Source organism: Aeromonas sp. 62-46, assembly GCF_001898585.1.
Taxonomy (GTDB): domain Bacteria; phylum Pseudomonadota; class Gammaproteobacteria; order Enterobacterales; family Aeromonadaceae; genus Aeromonas; species Aeromonas caviae.
The window spans coordinates 1-22,155 of sequence record NZ_MKUI01000013.1; the positions used below are offsets into that span (position 1 = coordinate 1).

At 60.7% G+C, this 22,155-nt stretch carries 21 protein-coding genes; 11 read left to right on the forward strand and 10 right to left on the reverse strand.

Annotated elements, in window-relative coordinates:
* From BGO64_RS03890 to trhA, 3 genes are all read right to left on the reverse strand, one after another.
* Positions 1-1,772 (reverse strand): retention module-containing protein (locus BGO64_RS03890; protein WP_286700211.1); only part of this gene is annotated, 1,772 nt, incomplete at its 3' end.
* 222 nt (positions 1,773-1,994) lie between these two features.
* Positions 1,995-3,656, reverse strand: a complete 1,662-nt coding sequence (locus BGO64_RS03895) for a putative transporter (RefSeq protein WP_010675535.1) — start codon at positions 3,654-3,656, stop codon at positions 1,995-1,997.
* A gap of 121 nt (positions 3,657-3,777) precedes the next feature.
* Positions 3,778-4,410, reverse strand: a complete 633-nt coding sequence (gene trhA, locus BGO64_RS03900; protein ID WP_039041319.1) for a PAQR family membrane homeostasis protein TrhA — start codon at positions 4,408-4,410, stop codon at positions 3,778-3,780.
* Between the two features lie 191 nt (positions 4,411-4,601).
* On the opposite strand from trhA, the gene BGO64_RS03905 reads away from it, so the two are divergent.
* The 3 genes from BGO64_RS03905 (at position 4,602) to BGO64_RS03915 (ending at position 7,085) form a co-directional block, all read left to right on the forward strand.
* Entirely contained in the window at positions 4,602-6,107 is a 1,506-nt protein-coding gene (locus BGO64_RS03905; RefSeq protein WP_119196968.1) for an aminotransferase class V-fold PLP-dependent enzyme, read from the forward strand.
* 105 nt (positions 6,108-6,212) lie between these two features.
* Complete coding sequence (locus BGO64_RS03910) at positions 6,213-6,764, forward strand: septation protein A (RefSeq protein ID WP_010675538.1); 552 nt, start codon at positions 6,213-6,215, stop codon at positions 6,762-6,764.
* 24 nt (positions 6,765-6,788) lie between these two features.
* Positions 6,789-7,085: a YciI family protein gene (locus BGO64_RS03915; protein ID WP_010675539.1), complete on the forward strand. Its 297-nt coding sequence runs from the start codon at positions 6,789-6,791 to the stop codon at positions 7,083-7,085.
* Positions 7,086-7,148: 63 nt separating this feature from the next.
* On the opposite strand, the gene cysQ is transcribed toward BGO64_RS03915, so the two are convergent.
* On the reverse strand, positions 7,149-7,919 hold the full coding sequence (gene cysQ / locus BGO64_RS03920) for a 3'(2'),5'-bisphosphate nucleotidase CysQ (RefSeq protein WP_039041322.1): 771 nt from the start codon (positions 7,917-7,919) through the stop codon (positions 7,149-7,151).
* A gap of 164 nt (positions 7,920-8,083) precedes the next feature.
* On the opposite strand from cysQ, the gene BGO64_RS03925 reads away from it, so the two are divergent.
* The 3 genes from BGO64_RS03925 to BGO64_RS03935 all read left to right on the forward strand — a co-directional run bounded on the left by BGO64_RS03925 (position 8,084) and on the right by BGO64_RS03935 (position 11,018).
* Positions 8,084-8,401 (forward strand): ComEA family DNA-binding protein, encoded by a 318-nt coding sequence (locus BGO64_RS03925; RefSeq protein ID WP_041213860.1) that lies wholly within the window; start codon positions 8,084-8,086, stop codon positions 8,399-8,401.
* 94 nt (positions 8,402-8,495) lie between these two features.
* Positions 8,496-9,407, forward strand: coding sequence for a UTP--glucose-1-phosphate uridylyltransferase GalU (gene galU / locus BGO64_RS03930; protein ID WP_010675542.1), 912 nt, complete (start codon positions 8,496-8,498; stop codon positions 9,405-9,407).
* Positions 9,408-9,620: 213 nt separating this feature from the next.
* Complete coding sequence (locus BGO64_RS03935; protein ID WP_286700212.1) at positions 9,621-11,018, forward strand: peptide MFS transporter; 1,398 nt, start codon at positions 9,621-9,623, stop codon at positions 11,016-11,018.
* Between the two features lie 70 nt (positions 11,019-11,088).
* Here the strand turns inward: BGO64_RS03935 and BGO64_RS03940 are convergent, their stop codons facing one another.
* Positions 11,089-12,060: a response regulator gene (locus BGO64_RS03940; RefSeq protein WP_029314797.1), complete on the reverse strand. Its 972-nt coding sequence runs from the start codon at positions 12,058-12,060 to the stop codon at positions 11,089-11,091.
* Between the two features lie 275 nt (positions 12,061-12,335).
* On the opposite strand from BGO64_RS03940, the gene BGO64_RS03945 reads away from it, so the two are divergent.
* The 3 genes from BGO64_RS03945 to BGO64_RS03955 all read left to right on the forward strand — a co-directional run bounded on the left by BGO64_RS03945 (position 12,336) and on the right by BGO64_RS03955 (position 14,700).
* On the forward strand, positions 12,336-13,010 hold the full coding sequence (locus BGO64_RS03945) for a DnaT-like ssDNA-binding domain-containing protein (RefSeq protein WP_286700213.1): 675 nt from the start codon (positions 12,336-12,338) through the stop codon (positions 13,008-13,010).
* 72 nt (positions 13,011-13,082) lie between these two features.
* The gene (locus tag BGO64_RS03950; RefSeq protein WP_286700214.1) at positions 13,083-13,937 is read left to right on the forward strand and encodes a DnaA ATPase domain-containing protein; all 855 of its coding nucleotides are present in this window, start codon (positions 13,083-13,085) and stop codon (positions 13,935-13,937) included.
* A 127-nt stretch (positions 13,938-14,064) separates the two neighbouring features.
* On the forward strand, positions 14,065-14,700 hold the full coding sequence (locus BGO64_RS03955) for an SDR family oxidoreductase (protein WP_286700215.1): 636 nt from the start codon (positions 14,065-14,067) through the stop codon (positions 14,698-14,700).
* A 56-nt stretch (positions 14,701-14,756) separates the two neighbouring features.
* On the opposite strand, the gene BGO64_RS03960 is transcribed toward BGO64_RS03955, so the two are convergent.
* The 4 genes from BGO64_RS03960 to BGO64_RS03975 form a co-directional block, all read right to left on the reverse strand.
* The gene (locus tag BGO64_RS03960; protein ID WP_286700216.1) at positions 14,757-15,950 is read right to left on the reverse strand and encodes an ABC transporter permease; all 1,194 of its coding nucleotides are present in this window, start codon (positions 15,948-15,950) and stop codon (positions 14,757-14,759) included.
* On the reverse strand, positions 15,947-17,083 hold the full coding sequence (locus BGO64_RS03965) for an ABC transporter permease (protein WP_270672286.1): 1,137 nt from the start codon (positions 17,081-17,083) through the stop codon (positions 15,947-15,949). The genes BGO64_RS03960 and BGO64_RS03965 overlap by 4 nt, the downstream gene beginning before the upstream one ends.
* Entirely contained in the window at positions 17,083-18,087 is a 1,005-nt protein-coding gene (locus BGO64_RS03970) for an HlyD family secretion protein (protein ID WP_270672285.1), read from the reverse strand. Before BGO64_RS03970 ends, BGO64_RS03965 begins: the two co-directional genes overlap by 1 nt.
* A gap of 73 nt (positions 18,088-18,160) precedes the next feature.
* On the reverse strand, positions 18,161-19,567 hold the full coding sequence (locus tag BGO64_RS03975) for a TolC family protein (protein WP_052815573.1): 1,407 nt from the start codon (positions 19,565-19,567) through the stop codon (positions 18,161-18,163).
* A gap of 290 nt (positions 19,568-19,857) precedes the next feature.
* On the opposite strand from BGO64_RS03975, the gene dusB reads away from it, so the two are divergent.
* Entirely contained in the window at positions 19,858-20,823 is a 966-nt protein-coding gene (gene dusB, locus BGO64_RS03980; RefSeq protein WP_010675552.1) for a tRNA dihydrouridine synthase DusB, read from the forward strand.
* Positions 20,824-20,848: 25 nt separating this feature from the next.
* A complete protein-coding gene (gene fis, locus BGO64_RS03985) occupies positions 20,849-21,145 on the forward strand; it encodes a DNA-binding transcriptional regulator Fis (protein WP_005309538.1) in 297 nt (98 codons plus the stop codon).
* 82 nt (positions 21,146-21,227) lie between these two features.
* Here fis and BGO64_RS03990 read toward each other — a convergent pair whose 3' ends face one another.
* Complete coding sequence (locus BGO64_RS03990) at positions 21,228-21,860, reverse strand: LysE family translocator (protein WP_045521897.1); 633 nt, start codon at positions 21,858-21,860, stop codon at positions 21,228-21,230.
* Positions 21,861-22,155: the final 295 nt, after the last annotated feature.

The window sequence follows — 22,155 nt, forward strand, 5'->3', positions numbered from 1 at the left end:
CCCAGCTCGAACCCGGTCACCTTCTCGCTGAAGGTGAAGGTGACGTCGCTGGTTTCACCCACGGTCAGCTGGTCGTCAATAATGTTGACTTCCACGCTCGGACCCTGGGTGTCGACGCTGTAACCCTCGGTATCGGTCACGGTGGTGCTGTTGCCCGCCGCGTCGGTGGTGGTGACCTTGGCGTCGATCACCTTGTCCCCATCGGCCACCAGCTCGCTACCCGGCACATTGATGCTGAAAGTCTTGTCGGCCAAGACCAGACCGGTGAAGGCCTTGCCATTGACGGTCAGGGTGACGGTGTCGCCCTCTTTCACGTCGCCACCCACACGACCGGTCACGGCGATGTCCTGCTTGGACTCGGCCGCGTTGATCACATCGTCAGGGGTGATGTTGCCATCCAGGGTGATGCTGGCATTCGGTGGAGTGGTATCGAGCAAGGTAGTGTCGTCGGTGGCGCTGGCCGGGTTGCCCGCCGCGTCGGTAACGCTGGCCACCACGGTCAGGTTGCCATCCGCCAGCCCGCTCAGATCGGCGCGGGTCTGGTAGTTGCCGTCGGCATCGGTGACGGCAGTGACTGTCACGCTCTTACCAGTGGCATCGCTGATCACCAGGGTCACGGTGCGGTTCGGGCCGACATCGGAGGTGCCGCTGATGGGCGTGTTGGCCACATTGGCCGCGTTCACGTCATCCAGGCTCACCGTGATGTTCGCCGTGGTGTCCACGCTACCATCGTCGCTCGACGTGCCTCTGTTGCCAGCAGGATCAGTCACGCTGGCCGTCACGTCATAGCCCCCATCTGGCAACGGCGTCACGACATCCGCACTGTAACTGCCATCCGGTTGTACCGTGGCGGTCAGGGTCTGCTGATTGCCGTTGGCATCGGTCACCGTAAGGGTCACCGTGCTGCCGGGGGCGGCGTCCGTGGTCCCCGTGATGGTCGGGGTGTTGTCATTGGTATTGTCCGGTGCATTCACCGTCACGATCGGAGCCGTAGTGTCCACGCTGCCATCATCGGTCGCGGTGCCGGTGTTGCCGGCCGGATCGGTCACGGAGGCCGTCACCTGATAGCCCCCTTCGGCCAGCGGTGTGGTGACATCCACGCTGAAGCTGCCATCCGGTTGTACCGTAGCGGTCAGGGTCTGCTGATTGCCATTGGCATCGGTCACCACCAGAGTCACCGTGCTGCCAGCGGGGGCATCCGTGGTACCGGTCAGGGTCGGCGTCCGATCGTTGGTGTTGTCGGGGGCAGAGACGGTGATGACGGGAGCGGTGAGGTCGACCAGCTCATCCTCGCTGCTTTGCGCATCCACCAGCGGCGCCGCGCCAGCCGGGTTCGCACTGTCAAAGCCTGCGCTGGATATGGTTGCATCACCGGTACGATCGATGGTGACGAAACCGCCGTTGCCGCTGGCACCAGCCACGCCCCCCGCATTGCCTGCGGCCGGGGCTCCGCCCGCCGCCGACGCCTCGAATGCCTTGGTGGGGTCGGTCCCGTCCAGAATCGCTTGCTGCAAGGCGGCGATGTCATCGGGCGTACCCGCGTTCGCCAGCACGGCGTCACCCTGTTCGGGGCGCTCGCCGGAACCCAGGGTGAACGTGGTCTCCCCTCCCTGGAAGCTGGCCCCTTCGGGCGCAAGCAATACCGCATCCTTGGGCAGTACATCGCCTTCTGCAACGAGTCTCTGGCTCCCGTCGGCGGCGACCAGATACATTTTGCCTTGCAAGTGGGTAACGACGACATCCTGATCCAATACGATGCGCTGATTGCTCATGGTTTCTCCTGAAATATCGAAGGGCATATTGCTCCAGCCTCCAATGTGCCCGTTTATCAGGCCATAAACCAGTGAGAAAAATCGAATGAACAGACCGAAATGAAGCCGGGTTTCGGGGTGAAAACGAAGGGACGTCGAAGATGAATAAAATTAATTAAATCAATAGCATCAATTGTGACAAAACGAAGACGGGAGCCTCATCGGCTCCCGTCTCGTGAGGTGTCAGACACCGGCCCAGAGCAGGATGGCCAGCAGCTGGGGCGAGATGATCCGCAGGAACATCACCAGGGGGTAGACGGTCGCGTAAGAGAGTGCGCTGGCACCACTGGTGGGGTGCATACCGTTGGCAAATGCCAGAGCGGGAGGATCCGTCATCGAGCCGGCCAGCAGACCGCACAGCGTGAGGTAGTTGAGCTTGCCATAATGGCGTGCCAGCACACCCACCAGCAGCAGCGGGATGAGGGTGATTGCCACACCGTACATCATCCATGCGGGACCGTCGCCGTTGATCAGGGTGTCGATGAAGCCAGCCCCGGACTTGAACCCCACCACCGCCAGGAAGAGCACTATGCCTATTTCCCGCAGCGCCAGGTTGGCGCTCGGCGGCATGAACCAGTAGAGCTTGCCGATGCTGCCGATACGAGACAGGATGAGCGCCACCACCAGCGGTCCCCCTGCCAGCCCCAGCTTGAGCGCCGCCGGGAATCCCGGCAGGTAGAAGGGAATGGATCCGAGCAATACCCCCAACCCGATGCCGATGAAGACGGGCAGCATCTGCACCTGCTGCAGTTTCTGCTGCACGTTGCCCACCACGCTGGTGACCGCCTCGATGGCATCGAGCCGCCCCACCAGGTTCAAGATGTCACCGAACTGCAAACTGGTCTGACTGGTCGGCACCAGCTCGATGCCGGCCCGATTCAGGCGCGAGATGACCACATCGTATTTCTGCTTGATGTCGAGATCGCGGATCCGCTTGCCGAGCACCTGCTCATTGGTGACCACCACCCGCTCGACCCGCAGATCGGTCCCGCGGGTGGAGAGGGAGGTGTCTACCTCCTCTCCAAGCACCAGCAGCACCTTGTGCAGGGCATGACGCTCCCCCACCAGGTGCAGCAGGTCGCCAAGTTCGATGCGCGAGTCGGGCTTTGGCACCATCAGCTCGTCGCCACGCTTGAGGCGGGAACAGATGACGTCCGCCTCGTCCAGACTCGGGATCTCGCGGAGCATCAGGCCATGCATATTGGGATTGCGCACGGCAATGTTGATGGTTTGCAGACTCTCCTTGGTCTTGCCAGCCTGCTGCTCGAAAGCGACCGCCTCCTCCTCAATCTTGATGTGGAAGAACATACGGATGAGCCACATGGTGAGCAGGATGCCGCAGATCCCGAACGGGTACGCCACCGCATAGCCCATCCCCATCAGGCCGGTGGAGCCAGGATCCGCCCCCAGCTCGGCCAGGATCTGCTGCCCAGCCCCCAGGGACGGGGTATTGGTCACGGCCCCGGAAAAGACCCCGAGGATCACCGGCAGAGGTACATCGAACAGCTGGTGCAACGCTGCCGCCACCAGGCAGCCGAGCAGAACCAGCAGGGCCGCGAAGCCATTGAGCTTGAGGCCCGAACTGCGCAAAGAAGAGAAGAAGCCGGGACCGACCTGGATGCCTATGGTGTAGACGAACAGGATCAGGCCGAATTCCTGAATAAAATGAAGTGTTTGCTCATCCAGCTTCAAGCCGGACAAGCCGGCGAAGTGGCCCACTATGATGCCGCCGAACAGCACCCCGCCAATACCCAAACCCACGCCATAGACTCGCCAGTTTCCCAGCCAGAGCCCCAGCACTGCCACCAGCGACAGCATGCTGATGGAAAGCGCGATCTCACTCATCGTTTGCATCCTTTCCAAACTGAACTGGCACTAGCTTGTCAGCAAACGAAGGGGGCAACTGTGGGGTGCCGCACGAATTCAGGCTTTCATGAGCACAAAAATACCAATTAAGGGTTAGCCATCAGATGTAGCCATAAATGGCCATGAAGTGGCACAGACTGCCCCCCAGCACAAATAGGTGCCAGATGGCGTGGTTGTAGGGAATGCGCTTGGCCACATAGAAGATCACTCCCAGGCTGTAGATGAGACCACCCAGCCCCAGCAGAAGGAGCCCGGTACCATCCAGATGCAGATAGAGCTGGTAGATGACCACCAGCGACAGCCAGCCCAGCATCAGATAGGTAAATAGCGACACCTTCTTGAAGCGATTGATGAAGATCAGCTTGAACACGACCCCCGCCAGGGCCAGCCCCCAGATCACCACCATCAGTCCTTGCGCCAGCGGCGTATCGAGCGCCACCAGCAGAAAGGGGGTATAAGTGCCGGCGATCAGCAGATAGATGGCGCAGTGATCGAACAGCTTGCTCCAGCGTCTGGCCGCCACCGAGCTCACGCTGTGGTAGAGCGTCGAGGCGAGATAGAGCAATACCAGGCTGGCACCGTAGACGCCGTAGCTCAGCAGTACCCTGGGCCCCTGATCCCACCCCTTGTGCAGCAGCAAGACCAGTCCCAGCCCGCCCAGCAGCAGCCCCAGCCCATGGCTGAGGCGATTCGCCCACTCTTCCCGTGGGGAGTACCCCGTCACATCCATCATTACCTCCAACCCATTATCGGCCCACTCTAGCGGCCGACGTTTCAGGCTACAAGTGTTAGCTGAAAATAAAGGGGCGAGGAGAGGGAGGGCCAGAGATGGCTGTGCCCCCCGCCCCTTTGGTGTATGCTCTGCCGCCGACGCCGCCCATGCGGATGGCCGCGTCTGCCCGACAATCTGGTCTGGAGAACCCGATGAAGCTCACTGAACTGTTTACACAACCGGATCCTGATTTCGGCAAGGCCATGACGGCCCTGCTGGAGCATTTCCATCATTCCGACGACAGTCAGGCCCCCTATCAGCGGGGCAGCTTCACCCACCAGCTCGATCAGTCGTGCATGCCCGCCACCGGCATCTCTCCCCGGGACTATCTGGCACGGCTCGCCACCCTGGTACCCGGGGCATCGCACCTCACCTCTCCCCGCTACATGGGACACATGACGGCGCCGCTGCCAGCCTTCACCGCCGAGCTCTCCCGGCTCTTGGTGATGCTCAACCAGAACCCGATGAAGATGGAGTCCTCCCGTTTGCTGAGCTTTCTGGAGCGGGAAGTGCTGGCCAAGCTGCACCGTCTGGTCTACCGCGAGGACGACGCCTTCTATGCAGCCCAGATGCATGCCAAGGATGCAGCCCTCGGCGTCATGACCAGTGGCGGTACCATCGCCAACGTCACCGCCCTCTGGCTGGCTCGCAACCGGGCCTGTGGCGACAACCTGTTCGCCCTCGCCGAGCAGGGCTATCGCGGCGCCGTCATTCTGGGCTCGCGGCTGATGCACTACTCCTTCGACAAGGGGATGGATCTGTTGGGACTCGGGGCTCGCAGCGTCTGGCGTCTCGACACAGACGAGCACAACCGGCTCAGTCTGGCGGCGCTGGAACAGGCCCTTCAACAATGCAGGGAGCAGAAGCTCAAGGTGCTGGCGCTGGTCGGCGTGGCTGGCAGCACGGATTTTGGCTCCGTCGACCCGCTGCCGGAACTGGCCGCCATCGCCCGGCGCGAGCAAATCCACTTCCACGTGGACGCGGCCTGGGGTGGTCCGACCCTCTTCTCGCCCCGCTATCAGGGATTGCTTACGGGGATAGAGCACGCCGATACCGTCACCCTTGACGGTCACAAGCAGTTGCTGGTCCCGCTCGGTACCGGCATGCTGCTCTGCCGCCAACCGGACCTGATGATGACGGTGAAGCGCGAGGCTCCCTACGCCATCCGCGCCACCTCCTTCGATCAGGGGCGTTTCACTCTGGAGGGGACCCGTCCCGCCAACGCGCTCTATCTGGATGCCGCCTTCCAGATGCTGGGACAGCAGGGTTATGCCCAACTCATCGACGCCAACTACGACAGGGCGCGGCGAATGGCCGCGCTCATCGACGCCAGCCCCGCCTTCGAGCTGATGTCGGCACCTGTCATGAACCTGCTCTCCTACCGGTGCATTCCGCCCCACCTGCAAGGTCAGGTGCCCGATGTGGCGGCCAACGAACAGATCAATCTCTTCAACGTCGCCCTGCAAAAAGCCCAGCGCGCCGAAGGGCACAGCTTCGTCTCACGCACCCAGCGCGCAGTGTCCCGCTATGGCGAGCAACCGCTCACGCTGCTGCGCGCCGTCCTGCTCAACCCCCTCATCGAGGAAGCAGACATACGCGCATTGCTGGACGATCAGGTGCGCCTTGGCAACCAGATTGCCAGCCAGCTGTTCGAGTAACCCGCCGCCCCGGTAAGGAACTGCCTGCAGAATGGACGGTCTTATTCATTTGCCGTTGTCTGACGGGCAGGTACACTGAGTGAAATTTTGAGGTTAGAGCCCAGCATGAAGCAGTTTATCGAGTTCATCCCCCTGATCGTCTTCTTCGCGGTCTACAAGTTTTACGACATCTACACCGCCACTGGCGCCCTGGTGGTCGTCACCGGCCTGCAACTCCTGTACAGCTGGCTTCGCTATCGCCGGGTCGAGAAGATGCAGTTGTTCACCTTCGTGCTGGTCGGTTTCTTCGGCGGCCTCACCGTCTTCTTCCACGACGATGCCTTTATCAAGTGGAAGGTGACCGTCATCAATGTGCTCTTTGCCCTCGCCCTGCTCATCGGCCGCTATGGCTTTGGCAAGAACCTCATCAAGCAGATGCTGGGCAAGGAGCTCCAAGCCCCCGACCGGGTCTGGGACAACGTCAATCTAGGCTGGGTCGGCTTCTTCACCCTGTGCGGCCTGCTCAACCTCTACGTGGCCTTCAACCTCTCTCAGGAGATGTGGGTCAACTTCAAGGTGTTCGGCCTGCTGGGCATGACCCTGGTCTTCACCCTGCTCAGCGGCGTCTATCTCTATCGCCACATGCCGGCCGAGCAGAACGCAGAACAGAAAAAATAACCGCAACCAGAAAGGGATTATTCCATGTGGTATCTGATCTACTCCGAAGATGTCGCGGGCAGCCTGCCCCAGCGCAAGCTGGCACGCCCTGCCCACCTGGCCCGCCTGCAAGCCTTGCAGGATGAGGGCCGACTGCTGACGGCCGGCCCCAACCCGGCCATCGATGCCGAGGATCCGGCCGATGCGGGCTTCACCGGCAGCACCGTCATCGCCGACTTTGCCAGCCAGGCAGACGCCCAGGCCTGGGCCGATGCGGACCCCTATGTTGCGGCAGGGGTCTACGCCAGGGTGACCATCAAACCGTTCAAGAAAGTCTTCTGAGCCCATCAAGGCTGACAAGAAAAAGGCCGGACACTGTCCGGCCTTTTCGTATCCGATGGTGACTCAGGCCCTGGCCACAAACCAGGGATTGAGGATATCGGGCTTGTTGTAGCAAAGCGGCGAACCATCGAGCTGGGTGACGCTGCCCCCCGCCCCTTCCAGTACCGCCTGAGCAGCCCCCGTATCCCACTCGCAGGTCGGTGCGAGCCGCGGGTAAAGCTCGGCCTCCCCCTCGGCAATGATGCAAAACTTCAGAGAGCTGCCCATGGAAACCAGCTCGATCTCGCCCCGCTCCAGTTCGCCAAAACGGGCCAGATACTCGAGTGTCTCCTGCGACAGGTGATTGCGACTGCCCACCACGCGCCACACTTGCCCAGCGTCATGAGGACGGGTCTGGATGGTCTCGTGCCTGCCATCAGCCACACGCCAGGCGCCAATCCCCTTGCCCCCATACCAGAGCTTGTCCAGTACCGGGGCATAGACCAGCCCCCAGCGCGGTGTCCCCTGTTCAATCAGGGCGATATTCACCGTGAACTCGCCGTTGCGGGAGACAAACTCCTTGGTGCCATCCAAAGGATCCACCAGCCAGTAACGGGACCAGCCGAGTCGCGCAGCCATCACCTCGGGGGAGGACTCTTCCGACAAGACCGGGATATCGGGAGTGAGACGCGCCAGCGCCTGAACGATCACCTCGTGGGCCCCCTTGTCCGCCGCCGTCAGCGGGCTCTCGTCCTGCTTGTACTCCACCGCAAAGGGCTGGCTGTAGATGGACATGATGGCCTCACCGGCAGCGCGGGCGATGGGCTCCAGTTCGGAAATGGCGGGTAGATACATGGAAAAGAGTTCTCGCTCAAAGGGTTGGTCAGTGTAACCGAGTGAGTATCTTCGGCTTATAGCCGTTTGCACTGACTTATACAGTGTCAAAACTGACAGACAAAAAGTGACGCAACACAGCTAATGATAAATGTGATACTAACGCCACATAAGGACATGACGATATGAACAAGAAGACCCTGATCGCCGCACTGCTGCTGGGCTGCCTCCCCCTGTTGAGCCAACCTCTGCTGGCCGCCGACAAGGCGGCGACCAAGCCTGTGGCCACCACCCAAGTCAAGGAGAGCGGCAAGATCAATCTCAATACCGCCAGTGCCGGCGAGCTCACCGCCCTGAAGGGCATTGGCGAGAAGAAGGCACAGGCCATCATCGACCACAGGGAGAAGCAGGGCAAGTTCACCTCCGTCGATCAACTGGCGGACGTCAGTGGCATCGGACCTGCCACGCTGGAAGCAAACCGGGACATGATTATCGTCAAGTAACCGGTTTGAATCCCTGTCATCCCAAGGGCAGCCTGTGGCTGCCCTATTTTTCTTCGGGTATCATGAGCCCACTTTGTATCTTCGGACTCACTCCATGAAAAAGACACCGCTCGTTGTTCGCAAGGCCGTTCTCCCCGTTGCCGGTCTGGGTACCCGCATGCTGCCCGCCACCAAGGCCATCCCCAAGGAGATGCTGCCAGTGGTCGACAAGCCGCTGATCCAGTATGTGGTGCGCGAAGCCATCGCCGCCGGCATCAAGGAGATCATCCTGGTGACCCATTCAAGCAAGAACTCCATCGAGAACCACTTCGACAAGAGCTTCGAGCTGGAGGCGACCCTGGAGAAGCGGGTCAAGCGCCAACTGCTGGAAGAGGTTCAGCACATCTGTCCCAAAGACGTGACCATCATGCACGTGCGTCAAGGGGAAGCAAAAGGCCTGGGCCATGCAGTACTGTGTGCCCGCCCCCTCATCGGGGATCAACCCTTCGCCGTTCTGCTGCCGGATGTGCTCATCGACGAGGTGGCCAGCGATCTGAAGCAGGACAACCTGGCGGAGATGGTGCATCTGTTCGAAGAGGAGCAGATCAGCCAGATCATGGTGGAAGCCGTCCCCGAGAGCGAAGTGGACAAATACGGCATCGCCGACATCAAGGGGGAGGCCCTGAGCGAAGGCATGTCCCTGCCGATGCAGGCCATCGTCGAGAAGCCACCCCGGGATGAAGCCCCGTCCAACCTGGCCGTGGTCGGTCGCTATGTGCTCTCGGCCAATATCTGGCCCTTGCTGGAAAAAACCCCGGCCGGTGCCGGCGACGAGATCCAGCTGACCGATGCCATCGCCATGCTGATGGAAAAGGAGCAGGTCAATGCCTACTTCATGAAGGGACGCAGCCACGATTGCGGCAGCAAGCTCGGTTACATGAAGGCCAATGTGGAATACGCCGTGCGCCATCGGGAACTCAGCAAAGAATTCACCAGCTGGCTGAAGCAGTTTGCCAAAGAGCTGTAATCTCTGAATATTTACAAGATAAGCAGAATAAAAAACTGGGCATCATTCGATGCCCTTTTTCATTTTATAAACAAATATTCAACCATTGATAGATAAAATATCGCTAAATCATAATATTGTAATTTAAAGTCGCTTGTTCTATAAGGATTAAGGCTTGTTCCTAGCCCTTGCATAAAATTTCTAAAAAAATATAAGACACAGGTGGAAGTTCCAATGAATAACCCGTCCAAAGGGACCTTTTTAGGTCACCCTAAAGGGCTTTTTTTGCTCTTTAGTACCGAACTGTGGGAGAGATTCTCCTATTACGGCATGCGTGCCGTGCTCGTCCTCTATCTGACCGACCTGACCGCCAACGGTGGCATGGGCTGGACCCAGGCCGACGCCCTCAAGCTGTACGGCATCTATACCGGTCTGGTCTACATCACCCCCATCATCGGCGGCTGGCTCGCCGATACCTTCCTGGGCCAGCGCCGTGCCATCCTGTTCGGTGCCGTGCTGATGGCCGCCGGCCAGTTTACCCTGGCACTGCCTCACGCCATGTTCCCTGACATGGTCAACACCGTCTTCTATGCCGGCCTTGGCTTGCTGATCGTGGGCAACGGCCTGTTCAAACCGAACATCTCCACCATGGTGGGCGACCTGTATAAAGAAGGGGATCACCGTCGTGACGGCGCCTTCACCATCTTCTACATGGGTATCAACCTGGGCTCCCTGCTGGCCGGCGTGATCTGCGGCGCCGCCGCCACCGCCTATGGCTGGCAAGCCGCCTTCATCAGCGCCGGTATCGGCATGCTGCTCTCCTTGGTCGTGCAGGCCACCATGGCCCAGCGTTTCCTTGGCGACATCGGCCGTGTGCCCGCCGCCCAGCGTGCCGCCCTGCAGCGCTCCAAGGAGCAAAAAGCGCCCCTGACCAAACAGGAAGTGGATCGCATCAAGGTGATCCTGGTACTGGGCCTGTTCACCATCATCTTCTGGGCCGGCTTCGAGCAGGCCGGTGGTCTGATGAACCTGTATGCCCAGGAGTATACCGACCGCATGATCGGCAGCTTCGAAGTGCCGACCGCCTGGTTCCAGTCCCTGAACCCCTTCTTCATCATCACCCTGGCCCCTGTCGTGGCCGCCATCTGGATCAAGCTCGGCAAGAAAGAGCCGAACTCCCCGGTGAAATTCGCCATGGGCCTGCTGTTCCTGGCCGTCGGCTTCCTGTTCATGATCGGTGCCGTGCTGGAGCAAGGTGGTGATCAGGCTGTCAAGACCTCCATGTTCTGGTTGGTTGGTGCCTACCTGTTCCATACCCTGGGCGAGCTCTGCCTCTCCCCCATCGGTCTCTCCATGGTGACCAAGCTGGCTCCGCTGCGCCTGGCCTCCCTGATGATGGGTGCCTGGTTCGGTTTCGTGGCCCTGGCCAACTATGCCGCCGGCTTCATCGGATCCTTCGTCGGCGAATCCGGTGCCATGGCCATCTTCGGTGGCATCGCACTGGCCGCCGTGATCAGCGCCCTCATCCTGCTGACCATGGCCAACCGCCTGGTCTACTGGATGCACGGTGCCGAAGGCCCGGCCAAAGAGCCCGAAGAACAAGAGCAGAAACTGCAGTCTGCGACCGTTTGACCGGTCAGGACAGCAGAGACCAAACAGGGCGCCCATGGGCGCCCTGTTTGCATGTGTTCACTTCACGGCGTCAGTGGTGACGAACCTGCATCGTCAGGGCGCTGCCGCTGTCACTGCGAAACTGCAGATCAAAGGGCTCGTGCCAGCTTCGCCTGTGCAACGTGTAGCGACTGCTGCGCATCAAGCCGAGCGGCAACCCCCCTGCACGCATCAACCAGTGAGGTGAGGTGAGCCCGGCATTTGCAAAAAGCAGCCCATCCTCCTGATCGAACAGCAGGGCCGCCATGGCAAAGGAGTGACGCAGGCCCGACTCCAGCAGTTGCAGATTGAGGTAATCCAGCAATCGGTGTGGCTGGGTCAACAGCAGGCTCTCTTGTTGCTGGTATTGGCGATAGGGGCCGTTCATCAGGGATCGCACCAAGGCACCACAGAAGGCTGCATCCACACCGAGGATGGGCAATTCCATCACCAGTACCAGCAGCTTGTCGTCCAGTTTGAAGGTATCCGGGATGAAGAGATTGCCCATGCCGGCAAAGGTGACCTGCCAGGGCCCCCACTCCTGCATGCCAGGGGGGGCCAACCAGGCGAGCAGCCGGCTGCTCGCCAGATCGTGGCCACGGAAGAAGTCGATGTGCTCCATCAGCTCCAGTTGCTGGCTCTGATGCCCGAGGTTTGTCAGGCATTGCTCGATGCTGCGGCGGATCTGCTCATAGTCATTCACCGGTTTGATGAAGAAGTCCCTGGCCCCCGCCCGCAGCGCACGCTCGATCGCAGCCATCTGATCCTGACCGGAGATGACGATGACGGGCACCTGTGGATAGCGGGCGGTGAGGCAGGCAATTACCTCATGGCCATCCATGTTCGGCATGTTCAGATCACACAACACCACATCGGGGTGATAGAGCGCTGCGGCAGAGAGTCCCTCAATCCCGTCTTCTGCCTGAAAGACGCAGGCCCCGTCGTGCTCGAGATAAGATACCAGTGAGTGGCGAAAAACCGCTTCGTCTTCTACCACCAAGATCCGTAGTCCGGCTTTTGACATCTTGACAAAGCTCTTATTAGTCAAATGGTTATTTGAGCATTAAGACTAGATCATGGGCACTGGATACCGCCACACAATATTGTCGAGCAGCGAGCCGGGCTGGCCTTGGTATCTGCCAAGCGTTTGAAATGGTCCGACTATTTTGCTCGCCCCCTTGCGCAAAGATGATTGACAACCGTCGCCCGGCAGCCGTTCTCTCGCAGGTCGGCACCATGAATTGTATGAGGCACCGCCATGAGGGATAATGCCCTCCACTCCAGATCGTGAAGCAGACCATGACGCCAGCCGAATACAGCGCCCTCGCCCATCCCAGACTCTCCCATCCGGCCCGCAGCCTCTATACCCTGCAACTGCGCCGCTTGGTGCTGGAAAATCGGCTGGCCCGACTCAACTATCCCGAGCTTGGCCGGGCACTGGCTGTCGTCGATCCGGGCAATCCCGGTGGTTTCAGCTATCAGGTCAACGCTCGCCAGCTGACCGAGCTGCTCGACGAACTGATGGAGGCCGAACTGCTTCAGGTCGAGGCCCAGGCTGACAGTGAGCACTACCACCAGTGCCCTTTCCAGTTGCCGTTGCTGAGCCAGCGGGTGCGCAGCCCCCTGCCGGCACGCCCGTTCCAGATGCACCTGCAGTGGCGTCCGGACGAAGAACTGCCTGCTCTCGCACGCCTGTGCGGGGTGATCGATGCCAGCTACAGCGAAGAGGATCTCGGGGAGTTCATCGCCTACTGGCTCGGCCGCCCCGAGGTGTTCGACTCCCATCACCAGTGGATGTTGAAATTTATTCGGGCCCTCAAGAGTCGGCGCTACGCCCGCCGCCCGGCGACCGTGGTCACCGGGTACCAGCAGGTCGCGCCAGCCCCGGTAGAGGCTGGCCCGAGCCGCCGGGCGCAAGAGATGATCGATGAGGCCAAACGGCTGGCACAAGCTCAGGAGCCGGAGAATGATTGATACCAGGCGGCCACGAAGTGCACTATTGACCCCCTGCCCATCCAGCCACAGCCCTAGCAGAAGGAGAATTCCATGACAGATCCGCACGACCCGATGCGCCAGGCACTGGAAGAGATCGAGGCCAAACGCCAGAAAATCGCCAAGGCGAGACAGGAGCAACGGGCTCATGATCCCGAGCTCAAGCGTCACGTCAGCAGCCTGCAGCAACGTATTCTCCGACTGCGGGCCGCAACCGGCGGCAGCCAGTACGACTACGGGACCCTGCGCAAGGAGTACGACGCCAAGGCCAATGCCGAAGTGCGCGAGTTGCAGAAGGCCGCCCGCCAGGAGCGGATCCAGAAGCTGATCGCCCAGGCCGACCTCAATCCGGACTGGATCTTCGACAAGATGGATTCCGGTGACCCGGCCCTGCAATACCCCATCGAGACAGCCCGCTACTTCATCAGCGGTTTCGAGCACTGGGAGAAGAGCGGCGGGGGCTGCATGCTGATCTACGGCGATTACGGCACCGGCAAATCCACCCTGGCGGGTGCCGTGGCCCACGAGTTGATCGCGCGCCACCAGAAGTCGGTGATCTTCCAGCAGTGGGCCTCCATCGTGGACAGGCTCTTTTTCAACGTCATCCAGGATCAGGAGGAGCGCAACCAGTACCGCCGCGCCCTGGAAGAGGTGGACCTGCTGATCATCGACGAGGTGGCGGCCAACCGTGCCAAGATGGCCGAGAGTCAGTCCAGCTTCCTCGGCCACCTGCTGCGCCGTCGTCGCAACCTGTCCAAAAGCGTCATCATCATCACCAACCACAGCCCCCAGAGCCTGCATCAGGCCATCGGTGATTTCAGCTATGAGGCGATCAAGGCGTTCAATCCGGTGGACATCCACCTGAGCGGACCCAGCCGCCGTCCCAGCATCGGCCATTACAACGGTTGATCCCGTCGGGCCGGCGTCCCTGATGTCCGGCCCTTCATATCCCCTGCACCTCACAAATAAAAACCACTCTCATTTACAGAGAGCCATCCAGGCTCTAGGCTTGCTCTTTTGTTCGAGAGGGCCTGTCATGCCAACCACACTCATCTTCGGTGCCAGTCGAGGACTGGGCCGCGCCTTCACCGACCACGCACTGCAACTGGGCCACAGGGTCGTTGCCCTGGTGCGCCATGCCGACATGGCCAGCGAGCTGCATACCCTGGGAGTCGAGGTCGTCATCGGGGATGCCCTGGACCCCCAGGCCGTGGCCCAGGCTTGCCGCTTGGCGGACAGGGATGCCCGGGTAGTCTCCACCCTCGGCAGCTTTCGCCAGAGTGCACCGGTGGATTATCAGGGCAACCGCCATGTGATCGACGAGATGGAGCACGCCGGGCTCAGCCGCCTGCTGCTGGTCACCTCCCTCGGTTGTGGCGACAGCTGGCAATACCTGCCCGAACGGGCTCGCGCCGCCTTCGGACACGAGGTACGCCTCAAGAGCCTGGCGGAAAGCTGGCTGCAGACAAGCACCCTTGAGTGGACCATTTTACGCCCCGCAGGGTTGCAGGATGGGGAGCCCACGGGTCAGGCCATCCTGAGCCAGGGGCAGGAGAGGCATGGCCTGGTCAGGCGCCAGGATGTGGCGATACGGGGTTTGCAACTGCTCACCGACCAGGAGGCGTGCGGTCAGATCTATGCCATCGGCGATTCGGGTCTGAATCAGCCATGATCCCTGTGAATGGCAACACGGTCAGCCCAATGGCTGACCGTGTTGTTGCAAGGGGCCTAGTCGGTGGAAGACGCTGTCGTCCCATCATCCGGCCGCGTTGCAGGGCACGGTTGACGCCATCGGAGCAACCAGCACGCCAGAGCGCCATACAGCAGCGCCAGTCCCCACAACTGCCACCAGTAGCGGGAGACCTGGGCAAAGTCGGCCCCCATCTGATTGAGGCGCAGGAATCCCTCGATGGCCGGCGTGCTCGGTGCCCACTGGGCCAGCCAGTTGAGGGGGGCCGGGATGAGCTCAAGGGGCCAGATAAAGCCGGCCAGGAAGACCAGCGGCAAAGAGGAGACAAGCACCACCTGGGTCGGTAGATCACGGCGGGTGAACAGGGCGCCGAGCACGATCCCGAGCCAGGTGGTGGCCAGCAGGAACGGCAGGGTAAAGAGCCAGAGTTCGCCGGGTACAGCGGTGCGGGCAATACCGTAGTGATCGAAGCAGAAGCCGAAGAAGTAGGTCACCGGAAGGACGAAAAGAGCCCCCACCACCAGGGTGCGGGCCAGCAACAAGGCCGGCACGGGAGCATGTTGCCAGTAGCCTGACTCGCCACGGCGGCTGCGCTGGTTCTGGGTCGCCCCCAGGATGCCGGTCCCCATCAGCAACACCTGATGCAGGATCAGCACGAATACCGCAGGCACCACGTAGTTCACATAGCCCATGGTGGGGTTGAATACCGGCAGCACATTGAGGGCCACCGCGTTCCAGCCCATGGCGGCCTGGGGCAGCGCCTCACCCTGGCTCAACAGCCTGGCCACCTTCACCTGGGCGGCGAGCGTGCCCCCCGCCTGGGCCAGCCCTTCGGCAATGGTGCCATAGACCAGGAAGTAGGAGGCATCCCCGGCATAACCCAGGGTCACGCTCCTGCCCAGCATCAGATCCCTATAGAAGTGGCGGGGAATGTGCAAGATGCCGCTCGCCTTGCCGGTCAGCATCATCTGGCGGGCCTCGTCGAGCGAACCGGCACGGGCCACCAGTTTCACCTGCGCCGTGGCATCGGCCATGAACTCCAGCTGGCGGGAAAGCTGGCTGCCATCCTCGTTGACCACCACCACGGGCTCTTCCCTGGGCAATTGATGCAGGTAGGGCTGGGGGTAGAGGAAGGAGTAGAAGAAGACGCCGCCAAACAGGGTCAGCATGATGGCGCGATCCGCCAAGAGGGTGCGCAGCTCAAGGCGCACCAGATCCCAGAATCCCATCATGGCCTGGACTCCTCATGGGGCAGGGCCGCGCCCGACGGCGTCCGGTAGCGGTGTACCACCAGCAGCAGGGGCAGCAGAAACAGCAGCAGGGCCCCGAGCTGGGGCAGGGCTGCCGTCAACGGTTGACCGTAGTTGGTTTGCCCAATCTGCAGCTCCACATAGTGGGAGATGGGCAGCAGGCTGCGCCAGAACTGGGCCACATCCCCCATGGCGCTGACCGGAAAGGTGACCCCCATGAAGGCAAATCCCGGCGCCGTGTAGGCGCCGGCCAGAGAGAGCGCCCGCGCCGGATCCCGGATGATGCCGTAGAAGAAGGCCCCCATGGTGACGCAAGCGGCCGACGCCAGTCCCAGCCCCGCCGTCAGCACCAGCCAACTGCCTTGCATGGGGTACCCAAGCCCCTTGAACAGCAGCAGACTCCACGCCAGACCCCACCCCCAGCCGATGAGCACGTGGGGCAGCAGGGTACGCCAGAGGCCGAACCAGACCCCTCTGGTGGTCCAGTCCAACCCGAGGCGATCGGTGCGGGCCAGGGCGTTCAGGCCATAGAGCACAACCAGGATCTGCCACACCGCAGGCAGCAGGGCGCTCAGCAGAAACTGGGCGTAGCTGGAATTGATGTTGTAGAGCGCGGTAACCTGGCTCGCAATGGGTACGGATTGTCCCAGGGCACCGGGCAGCGTCTTGCCGTCGGCCATGGCCGAGAGCACGCCCACCTGGCCATTGAGCGTCCCGACCACCTGGGCCAGTGCGGAGTTGACCAGCTTGGCAATCAGGATGAACTGGCCATTGTTGAACACGGTGACCTGCGGCTGAGTGCCTTGCCGGGCATCCCGCTCCAGGTGATGGGGGATCACCACCAGGGCATAGATGTCCCCCCCTCGCAGTGCCCTGGCCCCCTCGTCGATGGCGTCAAACTGCTGCGCTATCTTGAGCCCGGCGGAGCCATCGAGAGAGAACGCCAGTTGTCGGGAGAGGGGGCTGCGATCCTGATCCACCAGACCGACCTTGAGATCCCGCGCCAGGCCGGCTGAAAAGATCCAGCACAGGATCCCTATCAGCACCAAGGGGACCCAGCTCGCCAGCGCCCGGCCGAACGGGTCCTGCCAGAGCAACCGCCATTCGCGTCCCATCAGAGCTCGACCAGCACGCTCATGCCGACCCGCAGCCCGTCAACCGGCTGCAAGGGGCGCGCTTCCACCTGGAAGCTTTTCATGTCGAACCCCTGGCGGGTGTCGGTGGCACGCCAGGTGGCGAAATCCCCCATCACGGCCACATGGGTCACCTTGAAGCGCACCAGCTGATCCCCCAGGCCGGGAATACGGGCATCAAACTCGGTACCGACCGGAAACCTTGGCAGGAGGTCCTCACGGACATGGAACTGGGCCCAGGCATCCTTCATGTCGAGCAGGGTCACCACGGGGAAGCCCTGGGGAGCCAGCTCGCCGCTACGCAGCAGCACCTGGGCAACTTCCCCCTCGTGGGGGCTGGCGATGCGGGTATCGGCCAGATAGGCTTCCACTTCCGCCACGCCGCCAGCCGCCATCTTGGCCTGCTCGCGGGCCGCGATCTTGGTCTCTTCCCGCGCCCCTTCCAGCGCCATCTGGTATTGCTGCCAGGCCATGCCCTCGCTGTACTTCGCCGCCTGCCAGGCCGTCCAGGCCTCGTCACGCTTTTGCAGCGACATCACGCCATCCCGATGCAGGCTGGCAATGCGCTCGTAGGTTTTGCCATGAAGCAGGGCAGCCGCCTTGGCCTGTTGCCACTGGTCCTTGGCGGCCGCGATCTGCTGCACTCGCGCCCCCTTCTCGGCCTCTTCGGCCATGGCGCCAGCCGCGGCCTGCCCGGCCTTGGCCTGACTCAGCTTGGCCTCGATCTCCGGGCTCGCCAAAGTGAACGCCAGTTGGCCCCTGGTCAGTTGATCCCCCTTCTTCACCAGCACCTCGTCAATGCGGCCCGCCACCTTGGAAGAGACCGAATACTGCTGCGCCTCTATCTGCCCCTGCAGACGCACCGGCTCCGGCTGATAGGCCAGCCAGAAGCGCCAGCCCAGCCAGAGCACAAGCAATACCAGCGCCAGTGGCAGCAGCCAGGGCTTGCCCTGGCTCATCTTCTTCTTGATGGGGGGATGACTCATGAATTCACCTCGGCAAACGGGCGACCCTTGGCGGTCGAAACGGACATGAATAACGGAATGGAAGAGCGCGCGATCATGAGTTCACCTCGATCGCCTGACCATGCTGATACTGGTTGAAACTGTTCATCTGACCGGAGAGTGCCAACAGGCGGGCCAGGGAGATCACGTATTGATAGGCGGCGGCGGCGCGCTGGGTCTTGACCCCGGCAAGCTGGGTCTGGGCATCGACCACATCAAGGGAAGTGGAGAGCCCCTGACCGAATGCCTTGTCACGCAACCGCACGTTCTCCTCGGCCAGCGCCTGGGTCGAGGAGAGAGAGTGATACTCCTCCAGTCCCTGGGCAGCCTCGCGCCAGGTCTTCTCGACCAGCAGCTCCAGATCCTGGCGGGTCTTGGCTTGCAGCAGGTTGACCTGGAGTTCGGCGCTCTTGGCTGCCTGGACTGTCTCGGAGCGGCCATCACGACTCACCAGCGGCATGCTGACCCCGACACCAACCAGCCAGTCCGGTGTGGTCTTGGAGACAATGGAATCATCTTCATAGAGGTTGTAGTTGCCGAACAGGAAGAGCTCGGGGGCGTATTTGCCCTTCTCCAGCTTGATCATCCCCTGGGCCTGCTCCTTCTTGGCCGTCAACAGCTTGAGACCGGGATGCACCGACAGGGTCTCCTCCACGAAGGGAGACAAGGCTGGCATCCCTTCGTTGATGAAGAGGGCGGTATTGGGCTCAGCCTGCTTGAGCTTGAGCATGTGGCCGAGCGCCAGCTGGGCGATCTCCAGGCTGCGCCTGGCCTTCTGGGTATCGATACGTGCCCTGTCATAGGCAGACTGGGCCGAAAGGCGCTCCACCTTGGCGATCTGCCCCTGGGCTTCGAGCTTCTTGGCATGATCCAGATGGTGTGCCAGTCCCTGCTCGATCTCCTGCTTGGTCTGCACCACCTGCGCCGCCAGCACCACCCCGAAGTAGGTCTGGGAGAGGCTCTCGAAGGTGGACTGCTGTTTGAGCACCAGCAACTGCTCAGCCTCGCTCACTTGGGCCTGACGAATATCCTGGGCCGCATCGATGCGCCCGCCGGTAAAGAGCGGCCATAGCATCTTGACCGAACTGGTCACCACGTTCTGCTTGGTGAGGGGGGTGACGAAATCGCTCGGGCTGAGGTTGAGTGCCTGCATCACAGGCCCCAGCACCTTGCCGAATTCCGGATGATTGGCGATGGGGTTGAGATCCAGCATGTCCAGCTCCATCGGCTGATCGAGATGGGTATAGCTGGCCCCCACATCCACCTTGGGCAGGTACATGGCCTTGGCCGCCTCCCGCAGTTGCTGGGCCCGCTCCACCCCGGCCTGCTCTGCCGCCAAGCCGTCATCCTGCTGGATGACCCGGCTCCAGGCCTCGGTAAAGCTGACCGTCTGCGCCTGAGCCGACCCCAGCACGATACCCAGCAGGCATGGGCAGAGCGACTTGATGAACTTTACCGTCATACATCCCCGATCCGTTTGTAATGAAATTGTGTAGAGTCTTTGCTCAATTCAGGCCCGCTATCATAGCCTAAACCGGCTTGAGAGGGAGACTCACAAATCACCATCCCCCTCACTCGCGCCCTCCTGACCATGGTCACAGACAATATGTCCGATTTTCAAGCACTCCTGAATTTGCAAGCCTTGGCGCGACGTTTTTTTCAGAAAAAAATGGCTGACGCTCAAATACTAACCTTTTCTCCTGACTAAAAAATGCGTAATATACGCCGCCCTAAGCCGATGGTAACCGTGGAATGCAGATAGGTCCCCACACGCTTGAAACTCCCCTGATCGTGGCCCCCATGGCCGGTGTAACAGACCGACCATTTCGTGAACTTTGTTTACGTTTGGGAGCCGGTATGGCCGTTTCCGAGATGCTGCTGGCCAACCCGGATGTCTGGGATACCCAGAAAACCCGGATGAGAATGGATCACTCTGCTGAAGGCGGCTTGCGATCGGTCCAGATTGCCGGTGCCGACCCCGAGATGATGGCGTTTGCTGCCCGCTACAACGTGGAGCAGGGCGCTCAGATCGTCGACATCAACATGGGATGTCCGGCAAAAAAAGTGAATAAGAAGCTGGCAGGTTCCGCCCTGCTGCGTCAGCCAGACCTGGTCAGATCCATCTGCCGGGCCGTGGTGGATGCGGTGGAAGTACCTGTCACCTTGAAGATCCGCACAGGATGGGATCCGGATAACCGCAATGGCGAGGAGATCGCCCGAATCGCCGAAGATTGCGGTATCGCGGCCCTTGCCGTGCATGGTCGTACCCGTGCCTGCCTCTACAAGGGCGAAGCGGAGTACGACACTATCAGGGCGATTAAGCAGGCCGTATCGATTCCTGTTGTCGCCAATGGCGACATCGATAGCCCGGAGAAAGCCCGGTATGTCCTCGACTATACCGGTGTCGACGCCGTGATGATCGGCCGTGCTGCGCAAGGACGACCCTGGATTTTCCGGGAAATCCGCCATTTTCTTGAAACGGGCACCAAGCTGCCGCCTCCCGACAGGGAAGAGGTTCGCACCCTGATGAACGAGCATGTCACCAATCTGCACCAGTTTTACGGTGCCTATCTGGGAGCGCGCATTGCCCGTAAACACGTGGGCTGGTATCTGGATGAAGAAGAGGCGGGCCGAGAATTCCGTAAGCACTTCAATGCCCTGGATTGTGCAGACGCACAACTCGAGGCACTCGAAGCGTATTTCGATGGATTAGGTTAACGCATAACTAAAGAGCCGACCGAATATGTTCGAACAAACCCTGACTTCTGATGCATTGGTAACAACTACTCACAATCACGCTGCCGAGCCGACCCAACGCCCCCTGCGTGACTCTGTGCAACAGGCCCTGCGTAACTACCTGGCCCAGTTGAACGGTCAGGAAGTGATTGATCTGTACGATATGGTTCTCTCCGAAGTCGAAGCTCCCATGCTGGACGTGATCATGCAGTACACCCGTGGCAACCAGACTCGCGCCGCCGTGATGATGGGCATCAACCGCGGCACCCTGCGCAAGAAACTCAAGCGTTACGGCATGAACTGATCCCGGTCATTCTGCTGCAGTGCAGACGAAGGCGTATCCCAGCGATGGGATACGCCTTTTTCTATGCCCGGTGTTTACCTGCTCACTCCACCGCCAGCTTGATACCAAGCCCCACGAACAGCCCCCCCATCACACGATTCAGCCAGGTGGCCACCCGGGTGGGTAGTCGCACCTTGCGGCTTGCAAACGCGGTGGAAAATGCCAGCAGATGGCACCAGATCATGCCGTTGAGATTGAAGATGCAGCCCAGCACGATGAATGCCATCGCCTTTTGCGGTGAAGCGGGATCGATGAACTGGGGCACAAAAGCGAGAAAAAAGAGCGCCACCTTGGGATTGAGGACATTGGTGAGCAACCCCTGCCGGAAGATGCGCCCATAAGAGAGCGCAGGCAGCGCCACAGCCCCATCCACAGACGTTGAAGTGCCACTCCTCTGCCAGAGCATGGACACACCGAGATAGACCAGATAGAGCGCCCCCATCAGCTTGATGACGGCAAACAGCTCGGCGGAGGCACTCAACAGGGCAGACAGTCCCAGCGCCGCCGCCAACACATGCACCATGGTACCTGTCCCGATACCCAATGCCGCCATGGACCCTGCACGCCAGCCCTGGGAGCCGCTGCGCAGCATGATGAGCAGGGAGTCAGGCCCAGGCATCATGTTCAACAGCAGGCCAGAAACGACAAACAACGCCAGATCGTGGATCCCCAACATAGACAGCTCCTTGTACATGAAAGAAACAGTCTATGGATCCTGAAGTACTTGTCACTCCCGTTTCCGGCGATAGTGATTATCAAGGAAGGGAATAGCGTTTGAGCCGGAGATACTTGGCGCTCAACCAGGTGAGAAAGAGAGATAGAGCCGTTTGAAAGGCAGTGATACTGGCTGAATAGCAATGTTTATCGATGTAATAGACTGGATTTTGTGCATTAGCCAGACTTATTATCTAAAAAATAAATTACAGGCAATAAAAAACCCCGCTCGAGTGAGCGGGGTTTCTTGTATTGGG